Annotated in this window: 19 protein-coding genes; 2 read left to right on the top strand and 17 right to left on the bottom strand. The window is 28.7% G+C overall.

Translation table 11 applies throughout. The features are described from left to right. Positions 1-188 precede the first annotated feature (188 nt). Both ACTG45_RS06895 and lepB read left to right on the top strand, forming a co-directional pair. On the top strand, positions 189-1,013 hold the full coding sequence (locus ACTG45_RS06895) for an undecaprenyl-diphosphate phosphatase (RefSeq protein ID WP_044213099.1): 825 nt from the start codon (positions 189-191) through the stop codon (positions 1,011-1,013). A 39-nt stretch (positions 1,014-1,052) separates the two neighbouring features. After that, positions 1,053-1,583, top strand: coding sequence for a signal peptidase I (gene lepB, locus ACTG45_RS06890; protein ID WP_021384074.1), 531 nt, complete (start codon positions 1,053-1,055; stop codon positions 1,581-1,583). A gap of 84 nt (positions 1,584-1,667) precedes the next feature. Here the strand turns inward: lepB and ACTG45_RS06885 are convergent, their stop codons facing one another. The 17 genes from ACTG45_RS06885 to ACTG45_RS06805 form a co-directional block, all read right to left on the bottom strand. Beyond that, positions 1,668-3,449 carry a UvrD-helicase domain-containing protein gene (locus ACTG45_RS06885; protein ID WP_044213098.1) on the bottom strand — a complete coding sequence of 594 codons (1,782 nt, stop codon included), beginning with the start codon at positions 3,447-3,449 and terminating at the stop codon, positions 1,668-1,670. A 380-nt stretch (positions 3,450-3,829) separates the two neighbouring features. Then, positions 3,830-6,169 carry a sensor domain-containing diguanylate cyclase gene (locus tag ACTG45_RS06880; RefSeq protein WP_021384073.1) on the bottom strand — a complete coding sequence of 780 codons (2,340 nt, stop codon included), beginning with the start codon at positions 6,167-6,169 and terminating at the stop codon, positions 3,830-3,832. Between the two features lie 313 nt (positions 6,170-6,482). Continuing rightward, on the bottom strand, positions 6,483-7,298 hold the full coding sequence (locus ACTG45_RS06875; RefSeq protein WP_021384108.1) for a response regulator: 816 nt from the start codon (positions 7,296-7,298) through the stop codon (positions 6,483-6,485). Beyond that, a complete protein-coding gene (locus tag ACTG45_RS06870) occupies positions 7,276-8,604 on the bottom strand; it encodes a sensor histidine kinase (protein ID WP_021384086.1) in 1,329 nt (442 codons plus the stop codon). The genes ACTG45_RS06875 and ACTG45_RS06870 overlap by 23 nt, the downstream gene beginning before the upstream one ends. A 129-nt stretch (positions 8,605-8,733) precedes the next feature. After that, positions 8,734-9,843 carry an IS200/IS605 family element RNA-guided endonuclease TnpB gene (tnpB, locus tag ACTG45_RS06865; protein WP_479920046.1) on the bottom strand — a complete coding sequence of 370 codons (1,110 nt, stop codon included), beginning with the start codon at positions 9,841-9,843 and terminating at the stop codon, positions 8,734-8,736. 620 nt (positions 9,844-10,463) lie between these two features. Beyond that, positions 10,464-10,958, bottom strand: a complete 495-nt coding sequence (locus tag ACTG45_RS06860; protein WP_021384068.1) for a hypothetical protein — start codon at positions 10,956-10,958, stop codon at positions 10,464-10,466. Between the two features lie 326 nt (positions 10,959-11,284). Then, a complete protein-coding gene (rny, locus tag ACTG45_RS06855; RefSeq protein ID WP_021384070.1) occupies positions 11,285-12,826 on the bottom strand; it encodes a ribonuclease Y in 1,542 nt (513 codons plus the stop codon). 151 nt (positions 12,827-12,977) lie between these two features. Beyond that, positions 12,978-14,048: a recombinase RecA gene (gene recA, locus ACTG45_RS06850; protein WP_021384069.1), complete on the bottom strand. Its 1,071-nt coding sequence runs from the start codon at positions 14,046-14,048 to the stop codon at positions 12,978-12,980. Between the two features lie 281 nt (positions 14,049-14,329). Beyond that, positions 14,330-14,872 (bottom strand): CDP-diacylglycerol--glycerol-3-phosphate 3-phosphatidyltransferase, encoded by a 543-nt coding sequence (pgsA, locus tag ACTG45_RS06845; protein WP_021384010.1) that lies wholly within the window; start codon positions 14,870-14,872, stop codon positions 14,330-14,332. Beyond that, the gene (gene rimO, locus ACTG45_RS06840) at positions 14,859-16,193 is read right to left on the bottom strand and encodes a 30S ribosomal protein S12 methylthiotransferase RimO (RefSeq protein WP_021384015.1); all 1,335 of its coding nucleotides are present in this window, start codon (positions 16,191-16,193) and stop codon (positions 14,859-14,861) included. The genes pgsA and rimO overlap by 14 nt, the downstream gene beginning before the upstream one ends. After that, positions 16,187-17,239: a tRNA 2-selenouridine(34) synthase MnmH gene (gene mnmH, locus ACTG45_RS06835; protein WP_021384002.1), complete on the bottom strand. Its 1,053-nt coding sequence runs from the start codon at positions 17,237-17,239 to the stop codon at positions 16,187-16,189. The genes rimO and mnmH overlap by 7 nt, the downstream gene beginning before the upstream one ends. Before the next feature lie 2 nt (positions 17,240-17,241). Further along, positions 17,242-19,653, bottom strand: coding sequence for an FtsK/SpoIIIE family DNA translocase (locus ACTG45_RS06830; protein ID WP_479920045.1), 2,412 nt, complete (start codon positions 19,651-19,653; stop codon positions 17,242-17,244). Positions 19,654-19,775: 122 nt separating this feature from the next. Further along, a complete protein-coding gene (locus ACTG45_RS06825) occupies positions 19,776-20,510 on the bottom strand; it encodes a ClpP family protease (protein WP_021384022.1) in 735 nt (244 codons plus the stop codon). Between the two features lie 112 nt (positions 20,511-20,622). Further along, positions 20,623-21,846 (bottom strand): aspartate kinase, encoded by a 1,224-nt coding sequence (gene dapG / locus ACTG45_RS06820; RefSeq protein ID WP_021384045.1) that lies wholly within the window; start codon positions 21,844-21,846, stop codon positions 20,623-20,625. Positions 21,847-21,855: 9 nt separating this feature from the next. Beyond that, complete coding sequence (locus ACTG45_RS06815) at positions 21,856-22,101, bottom strand: YlmC/YmxH family sporulation protein (protein ID WP_003419503.1); 246 nt, start codon at positions 22,099-22,101, stop codon at positions 21,856-21,858. 35 nt (positions 22,102-22,136) lie between these two features. Further along, positions 22,137-23,384 (bottom strand): M16 family metallopeptidase, encoded by a 1,248-nt coding sequence (locus ACTG45_RS06810; protein WP_479920044.1) that lies wholly within the window; start codon positions 23,382-23,384, stop codon positions 22,137-22,139. A gap of 156 nt (positions 23,385-23,540) precedes the next feature. Beyond that, the gene (locus ACTG45_RS06805) at positions 23,541-24,284 is read right to left on the bottom strand and encodes a polysaccharide deacetylase family protein (protein WP_021384066.1); all 744 of its coding nucleotides are present in this window, start codon (positions 24,282-24,284) and stop codon (positions 23,541-23,543) included. Positions 24,285-24,360: the final 76 nt, after the last annotated feature.

The raw sequence follows: 24,360 nt of genomic DNA, 5'->3' as shown, positions 1-24,360 counted from the left end.
ATATACCCCTTATTCAATAGATAGGTTTTAACTTCACTTTGTTAAATTATGAAGGTTTTATGAAAATATCAATCTTCCATTGTGCACTACACAGTACTATGGTATTATAAGTTAGTAAAAGGTGGCATTTTTTTGTTAAAATCTGAATAAAATATGCTACTATAAATTTGTATTGGAGGTATTTTGGTTTGGAAACATTTAGTTTGCTTGAAGTTTTTAAGGCAGTCATTTTAGGAATAGTTCAAGGAATCACAGAATGGCTACCAGTAAGTAGTACAGGGCATATGATATTAGTTGATGAGTTTATAAAATTGAATTTTTCAGATACATTTATAAGTACATTTTTGGTTGTAATTCAATTTGGTTCAATATTAGCGGTACTTGTTATATTTTTTAAAAAGTTAAACCCTTTTGATAGCTCAAAGAATATTAAACAGAAAAAAGAAACAGTTCGCTTATGGCTTAAGGTTATAATTGCAGTTATACCATCTGGAGTTATTGGAATACTGTTTGAAGACGATATAGATAGATTATTCTTCAATTCAACAGTAGTTGCTATTGCTCTTATTGTGTATGGTATAATAATGATAGGGCTTGAAAAGAGAAATAAAAGACCTAAGTATAAAGATTTTTCGCAAGTTACATATAAGTTAGCTCTTTGTATAGGATTATTCCAATGTCTAGCTCTTATACCAGGTACATCTAGATCTGGTTCAACTATAATAGGTGCAGTGTTGCTTGGTGCTTCTAGATATGTAGCAGCAGAATTTTCATTCTTCTTAGCTATCCCTACAATGCTTGGAGCTAGTGCATTGAAGCTTCTAAAAGCTGGATTTGGATTTAGTGGATTTGAATGGCTTATTTTAGGTGTTGGTTCTGTAGTAGCATTTATTGTTTCAATTGTAGTTATTAAATTTTTTATGGACTATATCAAAAAACATGACTTCAAAGTATTTGGTTATTATAGAATAGTCTTGGGTATAATTGTTCTTGCTTATTTCTTTCTATTCTAATTTATTTTAATTTAAAGACAAATGATAAGGAGAAAAGTTATGAGTGTTAAAAAAGAAATATTTGATTGGGCTAAGTCAATAGCTATGGCTATTGTACTTGCATTTGTAATTCTACAATTTATAAGACCTTCTATCGTCAGTGGAGAATCAATGTATCCCACTTTAGACGATAAAGACTATCTAATCTTAAATAGAATATCTTACAAGGTTGGTAAACCTGAGAAAGGTGATATTGTTGTTTTTAAAACCAATTTAGTTGATGGAGATACAGGAAAGAAAAAAGACTTAATAAAAAGAGTTATAGCTACTGAAGGTGACAGTATAAAAATATCAAACTCCAAGGTATATGTAAATGGAAAATTATTAAATGAACCATATATACACAATAATTATACTTCTGGAGATATAGATACAGTTGTTCCAAAAGGTAAGCTATTTGCAATGGGAGATAATAGAGAAAACAGTAATGACAGTAGATTTCCTGATGTAGGTATGGTTGATGAGGATGAAATTCTTGGTAAGGTTATGGTAAGACTATTACCTTTTGATAATATTGGAAAAGTAGATTAGAAAAATAAGAGACTGGATTGGTAAAATTCATTTTACACATCTCAGTCTCTTTTAATTTACTTATATAAAAAATACATTCTTTTACTAGCTCTCTTTTGATTCTGTGATAATTCTTATTATATCACTTGCATCTTCATTAAAAGTCGTTACTATGCTTAAATAATCAGTTGCTCTACTCATAGCTAAATAAACCTTATTCAAATCTCCTACAAAGTCATTTACTTGGTAATCTTGCTCTGTATCATTTATAGTTTGATTATATAACATTTCTAACTCACATATTATCACTGCTTTATATTCTAAATTCTTTATAGAATATATATTTGCTATTGTAGTTCCTACCTTCTTACTTATATTTGTTAGGTTATCTTCTGCACATATATAAGGAATTTTTGCTTCTTCCAATGCTTTTTTTAGCATGTATTGGAAGTAAATAGTTTTTCCACTTTTTAATTTTTTCTTATTGTAAGGATATACAATAGCAACTTCAGAATAATCAAGACCTTTTTTACTTATTAAGTACTCAATTTCCCATATTACAGAACTTATTTGGTCATCAAGGTCACTTACCTTTATTATATCAACAGACTTATTACCACTTCTAAGTGCTTCAGTATTAAAAAAAGTATTAAACTTTGTACTTGGCCTTAATTCATTAATATATGAGTTAGAATTATTTGAAAATTTATTCGTAAAATCGACAATCTCTTTGGCTTGTCTATAATTTTTACTTAGAATAATCTTATCATCAAACTCTATACTGCTATATAAGGTTTTAAATATATTTAATCTATTAGAGATATTCAAAGAATTACAAGAACATACATTAAATATAAATTTTGTTTTATATAAAAACTCTCTTATAAAATCTATCTCATAATCTAAAAAGCTTTCTGCTTCATCAACAAAAATAGCTTTGAACATATTTTTATTTTTTATAATGTTCTGTGCTTGTTTTACTAGATTATTAAAAGTTTTTTCATAATCATTTTTTAACATGTTATAGTCTACAATTAGGTTGTATTTTTTAGCGAGTTTAAATATAAAAGAACTAAATGTATGGACTTCTAAATTATTATTATCTTTATACAATAGCTCTATTCTTTCTCGAAGCTCATTGCATAATTGCTTTGTATGTGTAAATATGATTAATTTATGATGTGGATATACTTTCGCTAGTTTTATAGCTCTTGAAAGCATAATTGCTGTCTTTCCTATACCGGAACCACCTTCAATAAGTGTATTCCCGTATTTAATAGAAATAGCATCTTTAATTTGAACCTCTTCCATCATAGTTGCTGTATACTTATAGTCATCATTATAGAAAGAAATCTTTTTAAATTTTTCATTTAGATGTAGTTTATCATTTATTATATAGTACTCTGAACATATATCTAATAAAAATAAATTTAAATTTATTTCATCATTTTTTTCACTAAGATATTCCTCTAGTGAACCTTTATTCATTATATCCTGAAGCTTATTTTTATCTATTATATTATTATTAACAAATTCTCCAAACTCATATGCTTCTTCTACTTCAACATATGGCATAATGTAAACGTAATTATAGCTTATATTTCTATTCTTTTGTCCCATTTTTAGTTTCAAAAGCTCATATTCCTCATTCATAACTTCAAGTAACTCTTCTTCCAAAATAAAAAATATATCTTCTGTTGTATCCATAAATTTTATAAATAAAATTTTTCCATCTTTAACATACAACAAATCAGTATTTATTCCTTTAAAAGGAGTAACTTTTGGCACTACTTTAACGTCCTCATTGATATCTTCGTAAAATAGTTTCTCGAATTCCTTCAATTTTAGGGCGTCTAACTGAGAGTTTATATTTATGTATTGGCTCACTTACATTACCTCCTTCTGTTATACTTAATTATACCATTTTGAACTATATTTTTATATATACTTTTTATAGGCAAATTTAGTAAATAAATTCAAAATAAATACAAATAAATACAAAACTATTAAAGAAAATCTACAATAAATATAAATATTTATTGTTATAAAATATTTTTTGTAAATAACAAATTGATAAATTTCATAATTAATTTTTAAAATAATAGGTAAAATCTTTAAAATAGCTAATTTTATCGTCTATGAACACAGAAGTTTAGCATAAAAAATTTAAGAACCTGCTAAAAAACAATCTATTTTATTAGCAGGTTTTATTTATAGTAGTTACATATGGCTACTATTATATTAAATTTTATATTTTACTGTGATATTCAATTTTTATCTTCTGATATAAGATTAAGACTTGATATATCTGTATAAATCGCATAAAAAACAGGATAACGATTTTGATATAACTCGTTCACAAACTTACCTTGCATTCTTACAGGAAAAATATGACCATCTGTATGGCAAAAACGGAAAACTACTTCAAAAGTTTCTCTTTTAGAAATTGCTTCTTCCAATGTATCGATTACTATTTGCAAATCATCTTGTAATACTGGTGAAAGAACATTAAAGTCTTTAGATGAAACAGATTGTGCAGAATATCCAGTGAATTCAAGCATCTTTTGATTAAAATAAAGTAATTTTAAATTTTCCATGCATGCAAATTTGACAACACCATCAGTAGCCATTTCTAATAATACCTTTACATCTCTAGGGTCTATGTGAAATGACATACTATCAATAGAATCATCTGAGAATACATGATAAGAATTTTTCCCATGACTTTTTGCATAATAAAGTGCTTGGTCTGCTTTTTCATATAACTCAGAATATACATAACCATGTTCAGGATACATTGCTACACCAATACTACATGTAATAGAAAAATCCATGTGCCCAGCAAATCTTTTTTGATTAATTTTAGAGCAAAAACGCTCTAATTTCTCTATAAGTACATAGTTATTAGTGCTAAAGTTTTTTATCAATACTACAAACTCATCTCCACCAATACGACCTACAATATCATCCTCACGAAATTGAGATTTCAATTCCAATGCAAACTCACTTATAACAAAATCTCCAAATGCATGGCCATACTTATCATTTACATTTTTAAAATCATCAATATCAAATATTAGAAAAACATGTTCTGAATCTTGATTATTTTTGTTTTCTAAAAATGAGCTAATAAATTCTTCTATTACACCCTTATTGTAAAGTCCAGTAAGAGAATCGCGTTGTGAACGTTCAAGGAGCAACAATTCTCTATTTTTCTCTTCGTCTATATTTTTACGATAAGATATCATACGAACAGATTCATCTGATGTCCAAAAGAAAATTCGTGCATTAATTCTAATCCAGTGATAATTTTTCTCATCGGTCTTAATTAAAAAATCATAGCTCATATTATTAATTCCGCTATTATAACACTTAATAACATTTTCTGGTAAGAATGTATCTAAGTAATCCTGTGCATACTCTTCTTTGATTTGTTCTTTAGCAATTGTATGTAGTGCTTCATCATATGGTGTATCAAGCCCTAAACCAAACTCATGAAAATATCTATTTGAATCTTCACAGCCAGCTCTATTATTAGTAACATCAATCTCAAAAATATTTTCATAAAGTTCGTCAGTAGATTGACTTAGCATCTTTTGATATTCTAATTTCTGTGAAACACTAAGCTTCATAATTTGACTTTTATACTTCTTAAGGACACGTGTAATTGTAAAAAGCACAAATATTATAATCAAAATTATAACTGCAATTCCTTTTAGAAATTGTGTTTGAAGTTGCTTACTCATTATAGTCAAATCATTTTCTAAAACAAGGTGCCATTTTAAACTGGGTATATATTGATATACAATGTAAGTTTTTGATTTTGCAGATGAATGCCAAAAACTCCTTTGCTCTTTTTTATTGTTTAATATTAAGTTTTTTGAATCAGATAAATCACTACTAGAATTTTCAAAGAAATTTATATGCTCATAACCAGTTTTGTCTGATGTTAATTGTACAACGCCTTTATCATCAATTAAACATGCTACAACATCAAATTTGTCATCATATTCTTTAAGCAAGCTTTGTAATGAATTAACCTTTAATCCAACGCCTATAATTCCCATAGTTGACCCATCATCATCTTTTATCTTACAGTTTACAAATACTGTAATACTGTTATTACTTGCTTCATCATTATCAACATTTAATGAATATTCATCATTATTCTTTAAGAAATTATAATACCATTGATTTTCTGAATTCTTAACACTAAGATTTCTATCAAGCCCATTAAAATGATAATAATTATTCGTTTTGGTTGATACTAGAAAAACAGAATCATATGAGTATTTATTTCTGTATGCATTTAAGTAATCTTGTAACTTATAAATAAATTCCTCATCATTTATATGTTCTTTCTCTCCATCTAAAAAGTTTTTCAGTAAGCTATCATTTGCCATGGTAAGAGATACATTTATAGGTTCTGAAAGGAGTTTATCTATCTGATAATAAATACCTTCAGCGGCCAATGTAGATACATGCTCAATATCATTTTTAAAAATATTGGTATTAGATTGGTAGCCAATTACAGAAGTAGCTACAAAACCAAGAGTAATAATAATACAAACAATAGCATTTGTATGTAAAAGTGTATTTTTTTTCATAATATCTTCCCTCTTTAACCCTCATTTTGGCTTCATTGTATTTTCACCTTCTTTAAATATAATTATTTCAAGTAGTAAACTCTTTAAAACTTTAAATTTTTTATATTAATCTATTACTTTTTCTAAAACAACAGTAATATACAGATACATCATCTAAAAATATATGTTAAAACACTCAAATCATTCTACTAATATAAATGAATTATATGAGTTTTATTATCAATATATATTAATATAATAGATAAAGCACATCTAAAGCACATCATTAAAATTAAAATTCTAAAAAGATTTATATTTTTTCACAATAAATTATTTATCTTTCACAATAACACTGATTAAAAGTTTTTTGATATAACATTCCTGTAGTCAGTTCTGCCCAACTATAATTTGTCATATACTCTCCAGCATATGTATTAACTGCCATCATATCCCATCTCAACATATTGTAATAATCGCATTCAAATTCTGTAATATCTACTGCTATACTATTCCATTTTTTAATTATTATATGTTCAATCTTTGCATCTTTCATAGTTTTCATCATATTTGATATTACTGTTTGTGTTTGATTTTGTAACGAGCGGTTATATTCCTTATCTTCCCAAAGTACTGCTGCTATTTCAGCTATAGTTGCACTTGCTCCTTTTCTATCTACTAAATAAGCAAGTAATTCTTTTGATTTTGCTCTAGTAAATATTAAGGGTTTTTTATCTACAAATACCTCAAAATTGCCAAATGTATGAATAAAAACACTATTTTTTGATTTCAAAGTAATGGGTGTACGTAAATTTTCTATTTCTTTCTTTATTCTTTCTACTGTTACAGGCTTAAGAAGATAGCCACTAGCATGTATTGAAAAAGCATCTACTGCATATTCTGAGTAACCAGTTACAAATATAATATTTATATTTGGCAAAATATCTTTAGCTAGTAGTGCAAACTCTAACCCATTCATGCCATACATCTCAATATCAAGAAATGCAATATCTACATGATGTTCTTTTAAGTAATCTAATGCAGATTGAGGTTCATCAAAAAGAGTAATTCCTTCAATCCCAGAAATATTTTCCAACTTTTCATTCATATTCTTAAGAGCAATTGGCTCATCATCTACAACAATTATATTCATAAATTGACTCCTTTCCAATAGGTATGATTATTGTCACTATTGTCCCTTTTCCTATACAACTTTCTATAGTTAAACTTCCATTACACTGTGTCTTTAATCGCCTTTTTACATTTTTAATCCCAACATGACTTTTTCCATCATTCATTTTTTCGAGTGCTTTAAATCCTACCCCATCATCTTTTATAATAATATAAATATTTTCTTTGTCTTTTAAAGTTGATACTACGATTGTTCCTCCTTCTTTCTTCTTTGTAATGCCATGTCGTATTGCATTTTCAACAATTGGTTGTATGGTGAGAACAGGAATAGAAAAATCTGTAGCAAGGAGTTCATACTTAATTTTTATACGCTCTCCAAAACGTAATAACTCTATACATAAATAATTTTTTAAATGAGATAATTCCTTATCAAATGGAATTAATTTTTTTTGTGTAAGAGAATCCATATTTCCACGGAGATAAGAAGAAAATTTCTCTATTGCTTCACATGCCCTATTAGAATCATGTTTACACAAATACTGAATAGTATTAAGTGCATTATACAAAAAATGTGGTTGTATTTGACTAAGCATTATAGAAATCCGATTTTCCATCAATTCATTCTCCAATTTCTTTTGAAGTTTCTCTTTTCTTTTTATAGAAAACATAATATGTCCAATTTGAAATACAATAGTAGTTAAAAAACCTACACAAAAAAAAGGTAAATCTTGAATATATATAGTATAATAGTTTACTATTTCCATAATACCACCAATAACTACTGGTAAGTATTCAAACAGTGCTATTTTGGCATCAATATCTCTATGTAATACAATTTCTATAACTAGACATCCTATACCAAGTAGTACAATTAAAATACAAATCATATTTTGCACTATAAGGAATTCATGTAAATCATATATTCGTAATACTTGGAGAATAACACAAAGTAATATGCTAGTCATTAGCCCATATGCACCTATATTTATAACTTTCAATCTCCATCCAGTTAAGTAAGTAGCTAGATAGAGAATGTAGAAAGTAGGAAGAAAAAATTGTGTCAGTAACTCCAAAATACTAACCAGAGTTGGAGATTGAATGATAAAGGTTAGCACATTAAAATCTGCTAGACACCAAATTCCTCCAGCTATAGCAAACCATGATAATAAAAAAATCTGACGTGTTAGGTCACTTTTCAAAAAAAATAAAATAATACTTGCAATTAAACCAAATAGTCCAAAAGATATTGTTAACATAGTGAACATAAGACCAAGCTTGTTTTCATGAAGCACGCTAACAATTAAGTCTCCTTTAGAACCAATCTGCATTTCCTGAACCTCCCATGACTAAAGTCACAGGGTTCCTGCTTCATAGAATTTTGCATACTAAAATATGTCTTACTAATTCTCCACAGGCTATCCCCGTAGTTCCTACGGTTCTTACATACGTTATCTATTTTAAACTGTTATTAGTCTTAATCCTTCTTTTAATATATTTATACTTGCATTTATATCTCTATCATGAGTTTCATTACAACAAGGACAAATCCATTCTCTTATACTTAAATTCTTCATTTCCTCGTTTTTATACCCACATTTATTGCATATTTGTGAACTTGCAAAGAATTTACCTACCTTTACAATTTGTCTACCATACCAATTAGCCTTATATTCTAATTGACGAATAAATTCTGACCATGACACATCAGAAATTAAGCGAGATAATTTACGATTTCTAGTCATATTCTTTACTTGTAAATCTTCTATGCAAATAATATCATTCTCTCGTATTAATTTAGTAGATAGTTTTTGTAGAAAATCCTTCCTTTGATTAGCTATATGTTCTTGAAGTCTTGCAACTTTTAACCTTGCTTTATTTCTATTTAAACTACCAATTGTTTTTCTCGATAGTTCTCTTTGTAATTTTGCAAGTTTGTTTAATGACTTCTTAAGATACTTAGGATTTTCTATAAATTGTCCACAACTTGAGATACAAAATTCTTTAATTCCTAAATCTAAACCTATCTGATTATTAGTATTTTCAAATGCTTCAATGTCTATATCAGTACAACATAATGATACATAATATTTACCACTTGGTTCTTTGGATATAGTAGCATTAAGTATTCTCCCTTGAGGTACTTGTTTATCCCTTACTTTAACCATACCAAGTTTAGGTAATTTTATATATTGACCAAGGTGCATAATATTTCCATTTGTAAAGTTAGTTCTATATGAAAATCTATTAGTTTTCTTTGATTTAAATTTAGGAAATCCTGTATTTTCTTTAAAGAATTTTTTATATGCGTTTTCTAAATCTTTTAAGGTGTTTTGTAGTGAAAATTTGTCAGGTTCTTTAAGCCACTTTAATTCTTTTTTTAAGTTGGTCAAATCAGAACTACACTGTTTATAAGTAAAAGTTTCTTTATTGTTTTCATAAACTTCTATTTTTTTAGCAAGATACTTATTATATACAAATCTACAACATCCAAAAGTTTTGTTAATTAACTCTTGCTGTTTTTTATTTGGATACATTCTAAACTTATAAGCTTTTTCCACTACTATCACCTCACTTTAATTGTTTTTTATGATTATTAATATACATATCCGAGTAACTTCTATTTTTCATCACCCATTATAATATTAACAAACGTAATTATTTAAAACAATTATTTGGAAGGTTTTTATATTTATTTTTAAATAACATATTTAAGAACCGTAAGTCCTAACTTTTATCATTTTTGAGGTTGTCGTTCACATAAGTTCGCTACTACCTATGCAGTTCTCTTATGAACTTCTTACACTTTCATGCAAGCACAGACTATATCTTATCCTTCGGCATTATCCGTTAAGGTCTACCCACTTCCACTACCGATAGCTTGTAGTGTACTTCCCTCAAGAGGAATAGTCGTTGAAGTTTCTCCTATTCGGAGTTTACCTGCTGATTGCCCATTTTAAAGTACTTAGGGTTTAACCTTATACCATCTAACCAATTTTTTCTACTTTCGTAACTTTCACACTTAGGTTTATTTCATCCTTATGTTTTAGTTTGGTTAGCTTTAGGGGTTTCCAGCAATTCAAGTAGTATTGGATAGGTTCTCTCCTATCTCTACATATAAGTTTCCCTATACGCTGACTACTTTAGCTACTAACTCATGACTAAAGTCACAAGTGTGTGTAGCTATTTTTTAATCAAAAAAACATACTAATTGTAATGCTCTACCACTAGAGTACACTCGTTGTATGGTTATTTCTACTAACTCATTGGTTGATATGCCACTTGATTTGAATCCTGTCCACAGATGCCCTGTAGACCTAGTCAGTGTATTACTTGAATTTATTCTATCAGTAGAAAATACTTCCTTATCGGATACACGAATATTAACGTTCAAGTGACTGATATGTAATAAAAGAGTTTGCCCTACTGGAATATCTCTACTAAAATGACCACGTAAATAAATAGACTCTTTTCTTATATTCTTAAGTGAGTCTACATCAATAAAAGGTTTAAATTCCATTGATTTAGGTATTTGATACTCTCCAATAAATGAAACAGGAGTAAGATTACTTTTAAAATTTGAATTATTATCTGCTCTTGAAGCACAAATAAGTAGTAATATCACTGACAAAGTTAATATTATTGGTAAATAAAATGTATTACACCTAAATGTTTTCTTTCCCACAATAGCTTCCTCCATAAAATACATACTAATTTTATTATATATTTAAATATATGATAAAATTATATAATTTAAAAACATTTATTTAAATATAATATATTATTTTATCCCTTCATTATATCAAACAAACTCAAATAATTATATAAACAATACATATATAAAAATTTATTTTATCAATGCTTTATAATCAATATTTTTTTTCATTATATTAATTCCATATAATGGTAAATTAGTTTTTTCAATTAAAAAGCCACAAGATATATTATCATATCTTGTGGCAAATCTAAATTTTTAAAAATATTTTTATTATTATTTAGATATTATTTCTTTTACTTTGCATACTCTATAGCTCTTGTTTCTCTTATTATACTTACTTTTATTTGTCCAGGATACTCAAGTTCATCCTCTATTTTCTTAGTCATATCTCTAGCTAATAAGTGTATTTCTTCATCATTTATAGCCTCTGGTTTTACCATTATTCTGATTTCTCTACCAGCTTGTATAGCAAATGATTTTTCTACACCTTCATATGAATTAGCTATTTCCTCTAGCTTTTCAAGTCTCTTGATATAAGCTTCTAAAGTTTCTCTTCTAGCACCAGGTCTAGCAGCTGATATTGCATCTGCTGCTGTAACTAATACAGCTTCTACAGTCTGAGGCTCGTAATCTCCATGATGAGTACTCATTGCATGTATAACTTCTTTAGACTCTTTATAACGTCTAAGTAAATCCATACCTATTTCAACATGCGTACCTTCCATTTCATGGTCTACAGCCTTACCTATATCATGTAATAAGCCTGCTCTTTTTGCTAATCTAATATCTGCTCCTATTTCAGCAGCCATTATGCCAGCTATATGAGCAACTTCTATAGAGTGTTTAAGAACATTTTGTCCATAACTAGTTCTATAGTTAAGTCTACCTAATAATCTTATTAGTTCTGGATGAATTCCATGTACACTAGTTTCAAATGCAGCTTGTTCACCATATTCTTTTATAATATTGTCAACTTCTTTTCTTGCCTTTTCAACCATTTCTTCAATTCTAGCTGGATGTATTCTTCCATCTGCTATTAGTTTTTCTAGAGCAATCCTTGCAATCTCTCTTCTTATTGGATCAAAGCCTGATAAAATTACAGCTTCTGGAGTGTCATCTATTATAAGGTCTATACCTGTTAAAGTTTCTAAAGTCCTTATATTTCTACCTTCTCTACCAATTATTCTACCTTTCATTTCATCATTAGGTAAGTTTACTACTGTTACAGTAGTTTCAGCTACGTGATCTGCTGCACATTTTTGAATTGCATATCCTATAATTTCTCTTGATTTCTTATCAGCTTCTTCTTTAGCTTGACTTTCTATCTCTTTTATCATTATAGACATTTCACGTCTTACATCTCTCTCTGCATTTGTTAAAATTATTTCTTTAGCCTTATCAGAAGTAATTCCTGATATACTTTCTAATTTTTCCAATTGCTGAGATTTTATTACTTCAACTTCTTCTTCTTTCTTTTCAACTACCTTTAATTTTTCACTTAGGTTTAATTCTTTAGATTCTAAATTTTGTAATTTTCTATCTAAGACTTCTTCTTTTTGTACTACTCTTTTTTCATACTTTTGTACTTCTGTTCTTCTTTCTCTGTTTTCTCTTTCAGCTTCTGTTCTCCACTTATGGATCTCTTCTTTAGCTTCTAATAATTTTTCTTTTTGTACTGTTTCTGAGTCGTGGTGTGCTTTATCTATTATTTCTTTGGCCAAGTTTTCAGCTTGTCCAAGTTTTGCTTCAGATATATTCTTTCTAACAAAATATCCAGCTATAATACCAACAGCTGCACCTATTACAATAATTACTACACTATCTATGACATCCACCTCCTTCGTTAATAATCCCAAAATGTCATCACTATGATTAAAAAATATTCCTAATAATTAAAATTAAATTTAGATATTTTATCCTCACTTAATTTTATAATTTTTTCAACATTGTGTCAAGCTAATAGGGAGCGTGGCATGTCTTTAATTACTAGTTATTTTTTTGTATTTTTACTTCTTCTTCTACAATTTCTTTTGATACTGAGTTACTTGATTCTTCACTTTCTCCAGTTAAGTTGTAAAATGTTCTAACTTTCTCGTCTATTTCATTAGTTAAATCTAAATTATCTTCCAAGAATTTTTTAACATTTTCTCTTCCTTGTCCAAGTTTAGTATCATTGTAACTATACCATGAACCTGATTTTTTAACTATATCTACATCAGCAGCTATATCCAGAAGGTCTCCAATTTTTGAAATACCCTCTCCATACATTATATCAAATTCAGCTTGTTTAAATGGTGGTGCTACTTTGTTTTTAACAACTTTGACTCTCGTTCTACTTCCTATGACTTTGTCACCTTGTTTTATTGTATCTATTTTTCTAACATCCAGTCTAACTGATGAGTAAAACTTTAGTGCACGTCCTCCAGTAGTAGTTTCTGGATTTCCAAACATTATTCCTACTTTCTCTCTTAACTGGTTTATAAATATAGCAACACAATTTGATTTTTTGATTGAACCAGTTAACTTTCTAAGTGCTTGAGACATAAGTCTAGCTTGTAAACCTACATGAGAATCACCCATATCTCCATCTATTTCAGCTTTTGGAACTAATGCTGCTACTGAGTCTATTACTATTATATCTATCGCTCCACTTCTTATTAATGCCTCTGCTATTTCTAAAGCTTGTTCACCTGTATCTGGTTGAGATATTATTAGGTTATCAACATCCACACCCAATGCTTTTGCATATACTGGGTCAAGTGCATGTTCTGCATCTATAAATGCGGCTATTCCGCCCTCTTTTTGAGCTGATGCTACACAACTAAGTGCGACAGTAGTTTTACCAGAAGATTCTGGTCCATATACTTCAACTATTCTCCCTCTAGGTAGACCTCCTATACCAATAGCTATATCTAAACCAATTGCTCCTGTTGATATAACATCTATAGACATAGACGTTGCTTCTCCCAATTTCATTACTGAACCTTTACCAAAATCTTTTTCAATTTTACCTAAAGCTTCATTCAACGCTTTTAATTTTTCTTGATCTACACTCATCTCTATACCATCCCTTCATTTATCTACAAACATTTGTTCTCTTGTTATATATTAATTATATAACATAAATCAAACCTAGTCAATTTAAAAACGCTACTAATGATTATATTTTTATTCATTACATTTTATTTATAAACCATTATTAATAATTATATACACAAAAGAAAATATTCTTAAAATGAAAAGAGGTATACTATAATAGTATACCCTTTTTTACATTTTTAAAATTTTAAGTTTTTATTTTTTATTAATTAAATAATTAATTTTTATTTATATTATTTTTATTTAGAGGACATAAAAAGCTCTTTATTTTTATATAGGTATTCCCATCCAGAATATAAGGTAAGTAGAGTTGCTATAAGTATGAGAATTCCACCTATATTTAATATTAATCCACTCTCAAACTGAGCCCCTAATAATAAAAATACTATTGACACCATCTGAGTTATCGTTTTAAGTTTTCCACTGTTGCCAGCTGCTATTACTTTTCCATCAGCTGCTGCTATAGCCCTTAATATGCTGACGGTAAGCTCCCTAGCTACTATTATAATTACCATCCAACTACTTACAAGATGGTCTTCTATCATACATGTAAGTGCTGAAATAACTAATAGCTTATCTGCTAATGGGTCCATAAACTTTCCAAAGTCAGTAACTAAGTTGTATTTTCTAGCTATTTTTCCATCTAACGCATCAGTAATTGAAGCTATTATAAAAATAATACAAGCTATTAAAAACTTATTTGGTACATTGAGTAACATAATTAAAACAAATACTGGTATTAAAAAGATTCTAAACAAAGTTAATTTGTTAGGCAAGTTCATATAAAACATCTCCCATTAAATCGTATTCCATTGCATCATTTATTTGAACACTTACGAATTCTCCTATTTCAAGATTATCTACACTTTTTACATACACTATGCTGTCAATTTCTTCCGCATCACCTTGTGTTCTTCCTGTATATACATTATCTTCTATCTGTTCTTCTATCAATACATCATATGTCTTTCCTATTTTTTGCTCATTGAGTTCTTCAGATATTTTTTGTTGAATCATCATTAAAGTATCTCTTCTTTGTATCTTTACTTCTTCATCTATATGATTAGGTAATCTATCTGCTGGTGTATCTTCTTCCCTTGAATATGCAAATGCGCCAAGTCTATCAAACTTAACTTCTTTTACGAAGTCCACAAGTTGTTTAAAATCGTCTTCTGTTTCACCAGGGAATCCTACTATTATCGTTGTTCTAAGTATTGCATCTGGTATATTGCTTCTTATAAGATTAATTTTATTTAATATATCTTCTTTACTAGTTTTTCTATTCATTAATTTTAAAATATTATTACTTGCATGTTGAATTGGCATGTCAAAGTAACTACATATATTATCATGCTTTTTTATAACTTGTACTAATTCTTCTGTTATAGATTCTGGATATGAATACATAACTCTTATCCACTTAAATCCATCTATTTTTGCAAGTTCTTCTAAAAGTTCTGGCAATTTTTCTTTTCCATATAAATCAAAACCATATTTTGTTGTATCTTGCGCTATAACTACAAGTTCTTTTACTCCAGATTCAGCTAGTTTATTAGCTTCTTTAATTATATCTTCAAATTTTCTACTTCTATATTTACCTCTTAATTTTGGTATTATACAATAAGTACAATTATTAGAACATCCTTCTCCAATTTTTAAATATGCCATATAACTAGGTGTAGATAGGTATCTTGGTAAATCTTCATTAAACACAAACTCTATATCATCAAGACTTACAATTTGATGTTTTTCACTTAATTCTTTAAGTATCTCATCTATGTTCTGATAGCTTCCTGTACCTACTATAGCATCTATTTCTGGAATTTCAGCTTTTAATTCTTCAGAATATCTTTGTGCCAAACACCCTGTTACTATCAGTAACTTTAAGTTTCCAGTTTGTTTTAATTCAGCAAATTCTATTATTGTATCTATTGATTCTTGTTTAGCTGATTCTATAAACCCACATGTGTTTACTATGATTACATCAGCTTCTTCAAAATCTCCAATTAATTTATAGCCTTTTTTATTTAAAATTCCCATCATTATTTCTGCATCCACTAAATTTTTTGAGCATCCTAATGATTCTAATGCTATTTTTAACATTCCTTATCTCCTTCCAATATGCTCTCATATAAGTCTATAACATCTTCTAAAGCTTTTTGTGTATCATTAAAACTTATAACTTTATTGTACTTATATTTCTCTACTGAATGCATATAAAGTGGGTCGTAGTATTCTAAAAGGTATCTTTTTACAAGCTCTTTATATTTACCTGATTCTAATAATTCAATATAATCATCTACTACTTTATGACCCAATCTTTTTCTAAATTTATTTATACATTCTTTTAAGACCTCTATATTATCCTTATCATAAATATAGTCTCTACAAAGTCTATTAACTCTATTTTCAATATTACATTCTAATAGTATATGATGCCCTTCTCGTATCATTGCATCAAAAATCTCATTTGGAACTGTGACACTTCCAACTCGTTTACTTTCACTTTCAACAAATATATAATTCTTCTTTGAGAAAAATATACTTTCAAACAACTTAGTTTCAAAATTCTTTTGAGATGGTGGCTTTTTATCAAATGTTATAAAACCAAAAGTAGAACCACTATTTTTAGCTATACCTTCCAAATCCAGTACATCTATTCCTTTTTCCTCTAATAGATGTAATAAATCAGTCTTTCCTACCCCAGTCAATCCATGAACAGATACAAAGTTTTTTGTATCCATTACATTCCTTAAATATTCTAAAACAAAGTTTCTATATGCCTTATATCCACCTTCAAGTTGATATACATTTACACCTAATGAGGATAATACATTTACTATACTTCCACTTCTCATACCACCTCTTGCACAATATATAACGATATTATCATAATTTGTTGCAAGATTTGCTGCTTGTAGATACATATCTTTTAACTTATACGAGACATAGTCAAAACCCTTTTGTATTGCTTCATGTTTTCCTTGCATTTTGTAGATTGTTCCAACTTCATTATGCTCATTATTTTTAAAAATAGGCATATTAATCGCATTTAATATATGGTCTTCTTCATATTCACCTTCTGTTCTTACATCTACAAATATTACTTTATCTAGCTTAAGTGCTTCTTCTATTTTTATAACTGACAATTCTATTCACCTTCTAAATTCTGCAAATCTTGTTTGCTTATTAATACCTTTCTTGGTTTACTTCCCTCGCTTGCTCCAATTATTCCTCTTTCTTCCATAGAATCTATAAGTCTAGCTGCTCTATTAAATCCTATTTTAAACCTTCTTTGTAACATAGAAGCAGATGCTTGACCACTCTCCACGACAAATTCTATGGCTTCACTCAAGAATTCATCCTCATCGCTACTCTTTGAAGTATTAACCTTAGATATAGTTTCAATTATATCTTCTTCGTATTTTATTCCATCTTTAACCTGACTTTTTACGAAATCAATTACTTTTTCTGACTCACTCTCTGATATGAATGCACCTTGAAGTCTAACTGGCTTTGCTGCTCCAAGTGGGTAAAACAACATATCTCCTTTACCTAGAAGTTTCTCTGCACCACCCATATCAAGTATTGTTCTTGAATCAGTTTGAGATGATACTGCAAATGCTATTCTAGATGGTATATTAGCTTTTATAACTCCTGTTATAACGTCAACAGATGGTCTTTGAGTTGCTACAATCAAGTGCATTCCAGCAGCTCTTGCCATTTGAGCTAGTCTACAAATATAGTCTTCTACATCATTTGCACTTGCCATCATTAAGTCTGCCAACTCGTCTATTATTATTACTATTTTAGGTAATTTTTCTTCTGATTTTTCATTATAGCTTGTTACATCCTTTACTTGAGCATCTGCAAATAGTTTATATCTTCTATTCATCTCAGTAACTGCCCAGTTTAAAGCATTAGCTGCCTTTTTAGGGTCAGTAACTACTGGTATTAGTAGATGTGGTATTCCATTATAATTTGCAAGTTCAACTACTTTTGGGTCTATTAATAGTAATTTTACTTCATCAGGATTTGCTTTATATAATATACTACTTATTAATGTGTTTACGCATACACTCTTCCCTGAACCTGTAGAACCAGCTATTAGTAAGTGTGGCATCTTACCTATATCTCCAATTATAATTTTACCTGCTACATCTTTTCCAAGTCCCATTGCAAGAGGAGAATTAAAACTATTGAATTCTTCACTTTCTAGAACTTCTCTTACTCCAACCATTTGAGCCTCTTCATTTGGAACTTCTATTCCAATTGCACTTTTCCCAGGAATCGGTGCTTCAATTCTTATGCTTTTAGCTGCTAGGCTTAAAGCTATATCATCAGTTAAATTTACAATTTTACTTACTTTAACACCAGGGCTTGGCTGTATCTCATATCTCGTTATAGTAGGTCCAACTGTAACTTGATTAATTTTCGCTTCTACTCCAAAATCCGATAGTGTCTTTTCTAAAAGAGAAGCATTTTTTAATACTTTCTTTTTACCATTTTCATCAGATTTCTTGTTTACTTTATTTAAAAGCTCAATACTAGGCTTTTTGTAGTTTGAATAATCCTCATTAACTGACTCTGCTATAATGCTCATAGGTTGAGTTTTTTCTATATTCAAGTTCGGTTTGTTTATATCAACTTTTTTTTCTGGTTTAGTATCTACAACTGGACTTTCATTTGTAGCTTTTTGTAATTCTTTTAAAACATCTAACTCTGGCATACTTTGAGTACCTTCTAATATTTCTAAATACTCGTCTTCTGCTTTATTAAATCCAACTATTTTGATAGTCTTATCATCTACACCATCAGTATTCTCTTCTTCAAAATATTCCTCTTCTTCATCCTCATTATTGCGACCTTTTGACATTAACCCTTTAAAGAATCCTGGCTTCTTATTTATAGTAGTATCATCTACTTCGTCAGTCATCATATCTATTGCAGATTTCTTCATATTTGCAATTTTATCTTTAAATGTTAAATTGCTATCTTTTGATGCTTTAGATTTTGATTTTGCATTGGATACCAAGTCTTTTATAGAAATATTAAATATAAACATGATAGAAAGTATAAGGGCAAATATGCTTATTAACCATCCACCTGCTATACCAAATATTTTACTCATATAATAAGCAATCGTAGTTGCTATCAAGCCACTACCTTGTCCACTTACACCCATTTTCATAATATCATCAAACATGTTACCTTTTAGTGGGCTATCCACAGGAAGAGTTCCTGCATTTAATAATCCATAAAATACAAATATAAATAAAATAATTATGTAGTATAATTTAGTCTTTCTTAGCCTATATATATATTCATTTCCATCAAAAAATCCTAAAAGTCCTGTTATGATTACTATAAATGGTATTGCTATAGAAAGCCCTCCAAATAGTCCTTTAAAAAGATTCTGCATTAACACAGGTATCCATCCCATAGAGTTAGAATTTAAACTATATAATAAAAATACACCTACAAATATTGTTATTAAATTATGATATTCTGCGTTAAAACTTAAGGTATTTACCTTCTTTTTTTTCTTCTTTTTCGTGGCCATTAATATCACTCCTTATTTTTAGCAAGTTTTACCCCTTCACAGCAAAAAGTGCTAATGCCTTAACACTAACACTCCTACTTTATTACATCATTATATCATAAATTTTATTATTTAAACAAACTTTAATCATTATTTTTTTCTTCATCAGATTCTTTTATAAGCTCTTTTAATTTTTTAAGAGCTTCCTTCAATCCTCCAACTTCATCTATAAGCCCATAATCTACTGCTTCTTTTCCTATTAATACACTACCGACATCACTTATAAGCTCATCTTTTTCATGCATAAGTTTCTCAAGTACATCTTTTTTAATATTTGAGGTTCTTATTATAAATTGAATTATTCTATCTTGCATCTTTTTAAAATACTCAAAAGTTTCATTTATACCAATCACAAGACCAGTAGTTCTCACAGGATGTATAATCATGGTTGCTGTTGGTGCTATAAATGAGTAATCTCCTGCTGTAGCAAGAGGAACACCTATACTATGGCTTCCACCTAAAACAAGAGTAACTACTTTTTTAGATGTACTGTTTAAAAGTTCTGCAATAGCTAGACCTGCCTCAATATCTCCTCCAACAGTGTTTAAAACTACTAGTACTCCTTTAATATCATTACTTTCCTCAATTGAGTATAACATTGGAATTATATGTTCATATTTTGTAGCTTTTTTTTGAGGATTTCCTATAAAATGTCCTTCAATTTCTCCAATTATGGTTATACACTGAGTATCCTTAGAGGGTTGAAGTGGCATTTCATTAGTCCCAAATTGCTTTATACATTCTCTTTCTTCACAACTAGATTCTCTTCTACAACTATCTTTATCAAATGTTTCATTATCTTCTCTATAATCTTTCATAAAAAAACTCCTATCAAAATCATATTTAACTTAGTTTTACCAAATAAATCAAATATATTAAGATATACATAAAATTATTAAAATTTGAGTAAAAATAATTGTATTATAGTATTTATTTTACATAAAATTGTTGATGTATTGCATGTACTGCTGTGTGCATATCTTCTTCACTAACTAAACAAGATATAGTCATATTTGAGTCTGATGTTTGTAAAAGAGATACTCCTGCCTTTGATAAGCCTCTAACTACCTTTGACATGATACCAGACATTTCATCTGCGATCCTTGAACATATCAATGTAACTTTAGCACAATCTCTATTTACTTCATAATCTAATTCAAATTTATCTAGTATCTCTTTTAATGCTTTTATATCAGCATCTTCAATAACAAATGCTTTTTCTGATATAAAGAAGTTTATCATATCTATATTTATAAGTTTATTTTCTATCTCATTTAATACTTCTGTAAACACTTCTTCTGCTGATTTAATCTTAACTTGCGCTACACTATCTTTATTTGCAACAGCAACGTTAAAGTCTTTTTCTTGTTCATATTCTATATTTTCTTCTAAGTGTCTACATAAAGAACCTATTTTTGTCCCTTCAAAAGTTGGGTTCATTGTATTTTTTATAGCTAAAGTTATATTTCCACTTTTAGCTAATTGTACTGCTCTTGGGTGTATTACCTTTGCACCTTTGTCAGCCATTTGGAATACTTCTTCATAATCTATAAAACTTAATACTTTAGCATTTGGTTCTACTCTAGGGTCTGCTGTCATTATACCATCTACATCAGTATAAATTTCAACTGTTTCACATTCCAAAGCTTTACCAATAGCAACTGCTGACGTATCACTTCCTCCTCTTCCAAGAGTAGTTATTTCTCCATCATCTGTTACACCTTGGAATCCAGCTATAACTACAACTTTCCCATTATCTAAAGCTCTTTTTACTTTCTTAGGATTTATATATTTTATTTTTGCATTAGAATATTCATCACTTGTAATTATACCTGCTTGTTGACCAGTAAAGAAAACAGATTCTATACCTTGTGCATTCAATAAATTAGCAAGAATTGTTCCTGATATTATTTCACCACAAGACATTATTAAATCAAGCTCCCTTTTATTTGGTTCATCGTTTACTGCACTACACAAGTTTATAAGTGTGTCTGTTGCATATGGAGCTCCTTTTCTACCCATTGCTGAAACTACTAGTACTAATTGTAATTCTTCATCATTCTCTTTGTATGCTTTTACTATTTTACATACTTCATTCATTTTTTCATATGATTCTACTGATGTCCCACCAAACTTTTGCACTAAAATACTCATTTTTTCCTCCTAAATATATCCCTCATATTCTATAATTATCATGTCATTACCTATTTTTTTTACATTTCTCCATGGTACTTCTAAAAATGACTTATCTTTTCTTCTGGCAAAAAAACCTTTTTCTTTTGGAATTAAAAGCGCTAATATACCGCCTGTAGTTTCATCTAGTATAAGGTCACATTCTCCAATGACCCCCAATCTTTCTCCTGTGACCAAGTTAACTATTTCCTTACCTGCTATTTCAGATAAATTCATATTTTATTACCTCCAGAGATTTACTTTTTAAGATATCAATCCAAATGTAGAATATTTTCTACATCTCTTCCAACTATACATGTACCAATATTTTCAATATTGAATACCTTATCAACAACTTTCTTTACTAAATTGATATCAACATTATTTATACACTCAAGTATTTCATCTGTAGTTTTTACTTTTTTACTAAGTAACATAGATTTACCAGTAGACATCATTCTACTGCTAGTACTTTCTAAATCCAATATATAATTGCCTTTTAATTGTTCCTTACTTTCATATATTTCTTTTTCTGTAAGATAGTTTTTCCTTATGTTTTCAATTTCCTCTTTTATTAAATTATAAACATCTTGCAGATTTTCTGTACTCATACTTGCAAATATGCCTAATTCTCCACATTTTCTGTATAATGTCTGTGATGAGTATATGGAATATACTAAACCTTTTTCCTCCCTTATTTTCTGAAAAAGTCTTGAGCTTATACTTCCACCAAAAATATTATTTACTACTGCCATTGAATATACTTCGTCATCATTTTCAAATGGAATACCTTTTAAGCACATAGCTAAGTTTACCTGTTCAGTATCTTTATTTTTTGATATAAAACAAGGATTGAATTTAGTCTCGTTTATTTCTATATTCAATTTTTTCTTTTCCCAGTGTCCAAATTTCGATTTGATTTTATCTACTATATCATCAAAATTAAAGTTTCCAGCTATAGAAATAACAGCGTTATTTGGAATATAATACTTGTTTAAGTATTCTAACATTGATTCCCTAGTTATATTGTATAGAGAATCTTTTGTCCCAATTATATTCATTCCTAAACCATCATTAGCATATATATTTTCTACTAATAAATCATAAGATAAGTCATCTGGAGAATCTTCGTACATCTTAAGTTCTTCCAATATTATAAGTCTTTCCTTATCTATATCATTTTTATCAAATTTAGAATTTAGTATCATATCACTTAATACATCAATTCCTGTATCTATATGCTCATCTATTAATTTTACATAATAACATGTACATTCTTTACTTGTAAATGCATTTATTTGCCCACCCAAATTGTCTATTGAACTAGCAATCTCCTTTGATGTTCTGTTTTTGGTTCCTTTAAACATCATATGCTCTATAAAATGAGAAGTTCCACTCACCTGTGCTTCTTCTATCCTAGAGCCTGCATTTATCCAAATACCTAATGTTATTGACTTTAGATATGGTATTTCTTCACCAATTATTGTAAGCCCATTTTCCAGTATTTTTGTCTTATACATTACATTCTCCTAAAAATTTATTCTTTGTTTTATATTGGATTATTGAAAACACTATATTTTAATTATATTTATTTTTATATGTATTACATTATAAGTCAGTCTTTTAATTAATTCAACTACAACTTATACAATCTTAATCAAATATTTACACTTTGTCTATTTAAAAACATCACTGAGTTTACCTGGTTTTAATCCTTTCTCCCTTACAATTGCTATAATATCATCTATACATTTTGTCGTTGCATCGGTTGGGTGCATTAAGATTATACTATTATCTTTAATATCTTTTTTCTTCATTCTATCAATTATTACTTCTGGTTGGTCTTTATACTTCCAGTCTATAGTGTCAGCATCCCATTTTATTGAGGTATATCCTAATGCTTTAGCTGCTTTTACTGTCTCTGGACCGAAAGAACCTGCTGGTGCTTGAAAAAATTTAGTTTTTTCACCTATGATTTCTTCAATTATTTTTTTAGATGTCTCTATTTGTTCATAATTATCTTCATATGATAATGTCGAATAATCTAAATGTTTGTATCCATGATTGCCTATTTCATGTCCCTGTTTTTTTATCTTTAATAATTCATCCTTATTCTTTTCTGCCCACTTACCTGTTACATTAAAAGTAATTTTTACATCTTCCTTTTTAAGAGTCTCTAAAATAGATTCCACATACTCTGTTTCCCATCCAAGGTCTATATTACAAGTTAATGCAACATATCCACTTTTATCTTTTGTGCCTCTTTCATATGGTAAATCTACCCCATTAAAGAAGTTGAATACTGGTTTATTATTAAACATTTTTAATACCATTACTCCTCCTGATAGCCCTAATAATAAAACTAAAATTAGTATTATTATTTTCTTGAGTTTACTCTTGTTAAGTACCATCATTATCATTAAAACTCCCCCTAATTATGTACAAATTGTTTCTTATTTAATACTATTAAAAGAAAGCTTTATTTATGCACTAAAT

It is taken from the genome of Clostridioides sp. LIBA-7602 (assembly GCF_056688945.1).
Note: the sequence above shows the minus strand (reverse complement) of the source record. Positions and strands in the feature narration are given on the sequence as shown.

Coding starts and splice junctions, on each gene's coding strand:
- lepB (WP_021384074.1), top strand. CDS start 1,053: ATGAGTGTTAAAAAAGAAATATTTGATTGGGCTAAGTCAATAGCTATG.
- ACTG45_RS06880 (WP_021384073.1), bottom strand. CDS start 6,169: ATGAAAAAAAATACACTTTTACATACAAATGCTATTGTTTGTATTATT.
- ACTG45_RS06875 (WP_021384108.1), bottom strand. CDS start 7,298: ATGAATATAATTGTTGTAGATGATGAGCCAATTGCTCTTAAGAATATG.
- ACTG45_RS06870 (WP_021384086.1), bottom strand. CDS start 8,604: ATGCAGATTGGTTCTAAAGGAGACTTAATTGTTAGCGTGCTTCATGAA.
- recA (WP_021384069.1), bottom strand. CDS start 14,048: ATGAGTGTAGATCAAGAAAAATTAAAAGCGTTGAATGAAGCTTTAGGT.
- pgsA (WP_021384010.1), bottom strand. CDS start 14,872: ATGAACTTGCCTAACAAATTAACTTTGTTTAGAATCTTTTTAATACCA.
- rimO (WP_021384015.1), bottom strand. CDS start 16,193: ATGTTAAAAATAGCATTAGAATCATTAGGATGCTCAAAAAATTTAGTG.
- ACTG45_RS06830 (WP_479920045.1), bottom strand. CDS start 19,653: ATGGCCACGAAAAAGAAGAAAAAAAAGAAGGTAAATACCTTAAGTTTT.
- ACTG45_RS06825 (WP_021384022.1), bottom strand. CDS start 20,510: ATGAAAGATTATAGAGAAGATAATGAAACATTTGATAAAGATAGTTGT.
- dapG (WP_021384045.1), bottom strand. CDS start 21,846: ATGAGTATTTTAGTGCAAAAGTTTGGTGGGACATCAGTAGAATCATAT.
- ACTG45_RS06815 (WP_003419503.1), bottom strand. CDS start 22,101: ATGAATTTATCTGAAATAGCAGGTAAGGAAATAGTTAACTTGGTCACA.
- ACTG45_RS06810 (WP_479920044.1), bottom strand. CDS start 23,384: ATGTATAAGACAAAAATACTGGAAAATGGGCTTACAATAATTGGTGAA.
- ACTG45_RS06805 (WP_021384066.1), bottom strand. CDS start 24,284: ATGATAATGATGGTACTTAACAAGAGTAAACTCAAGAAAATAATAATA.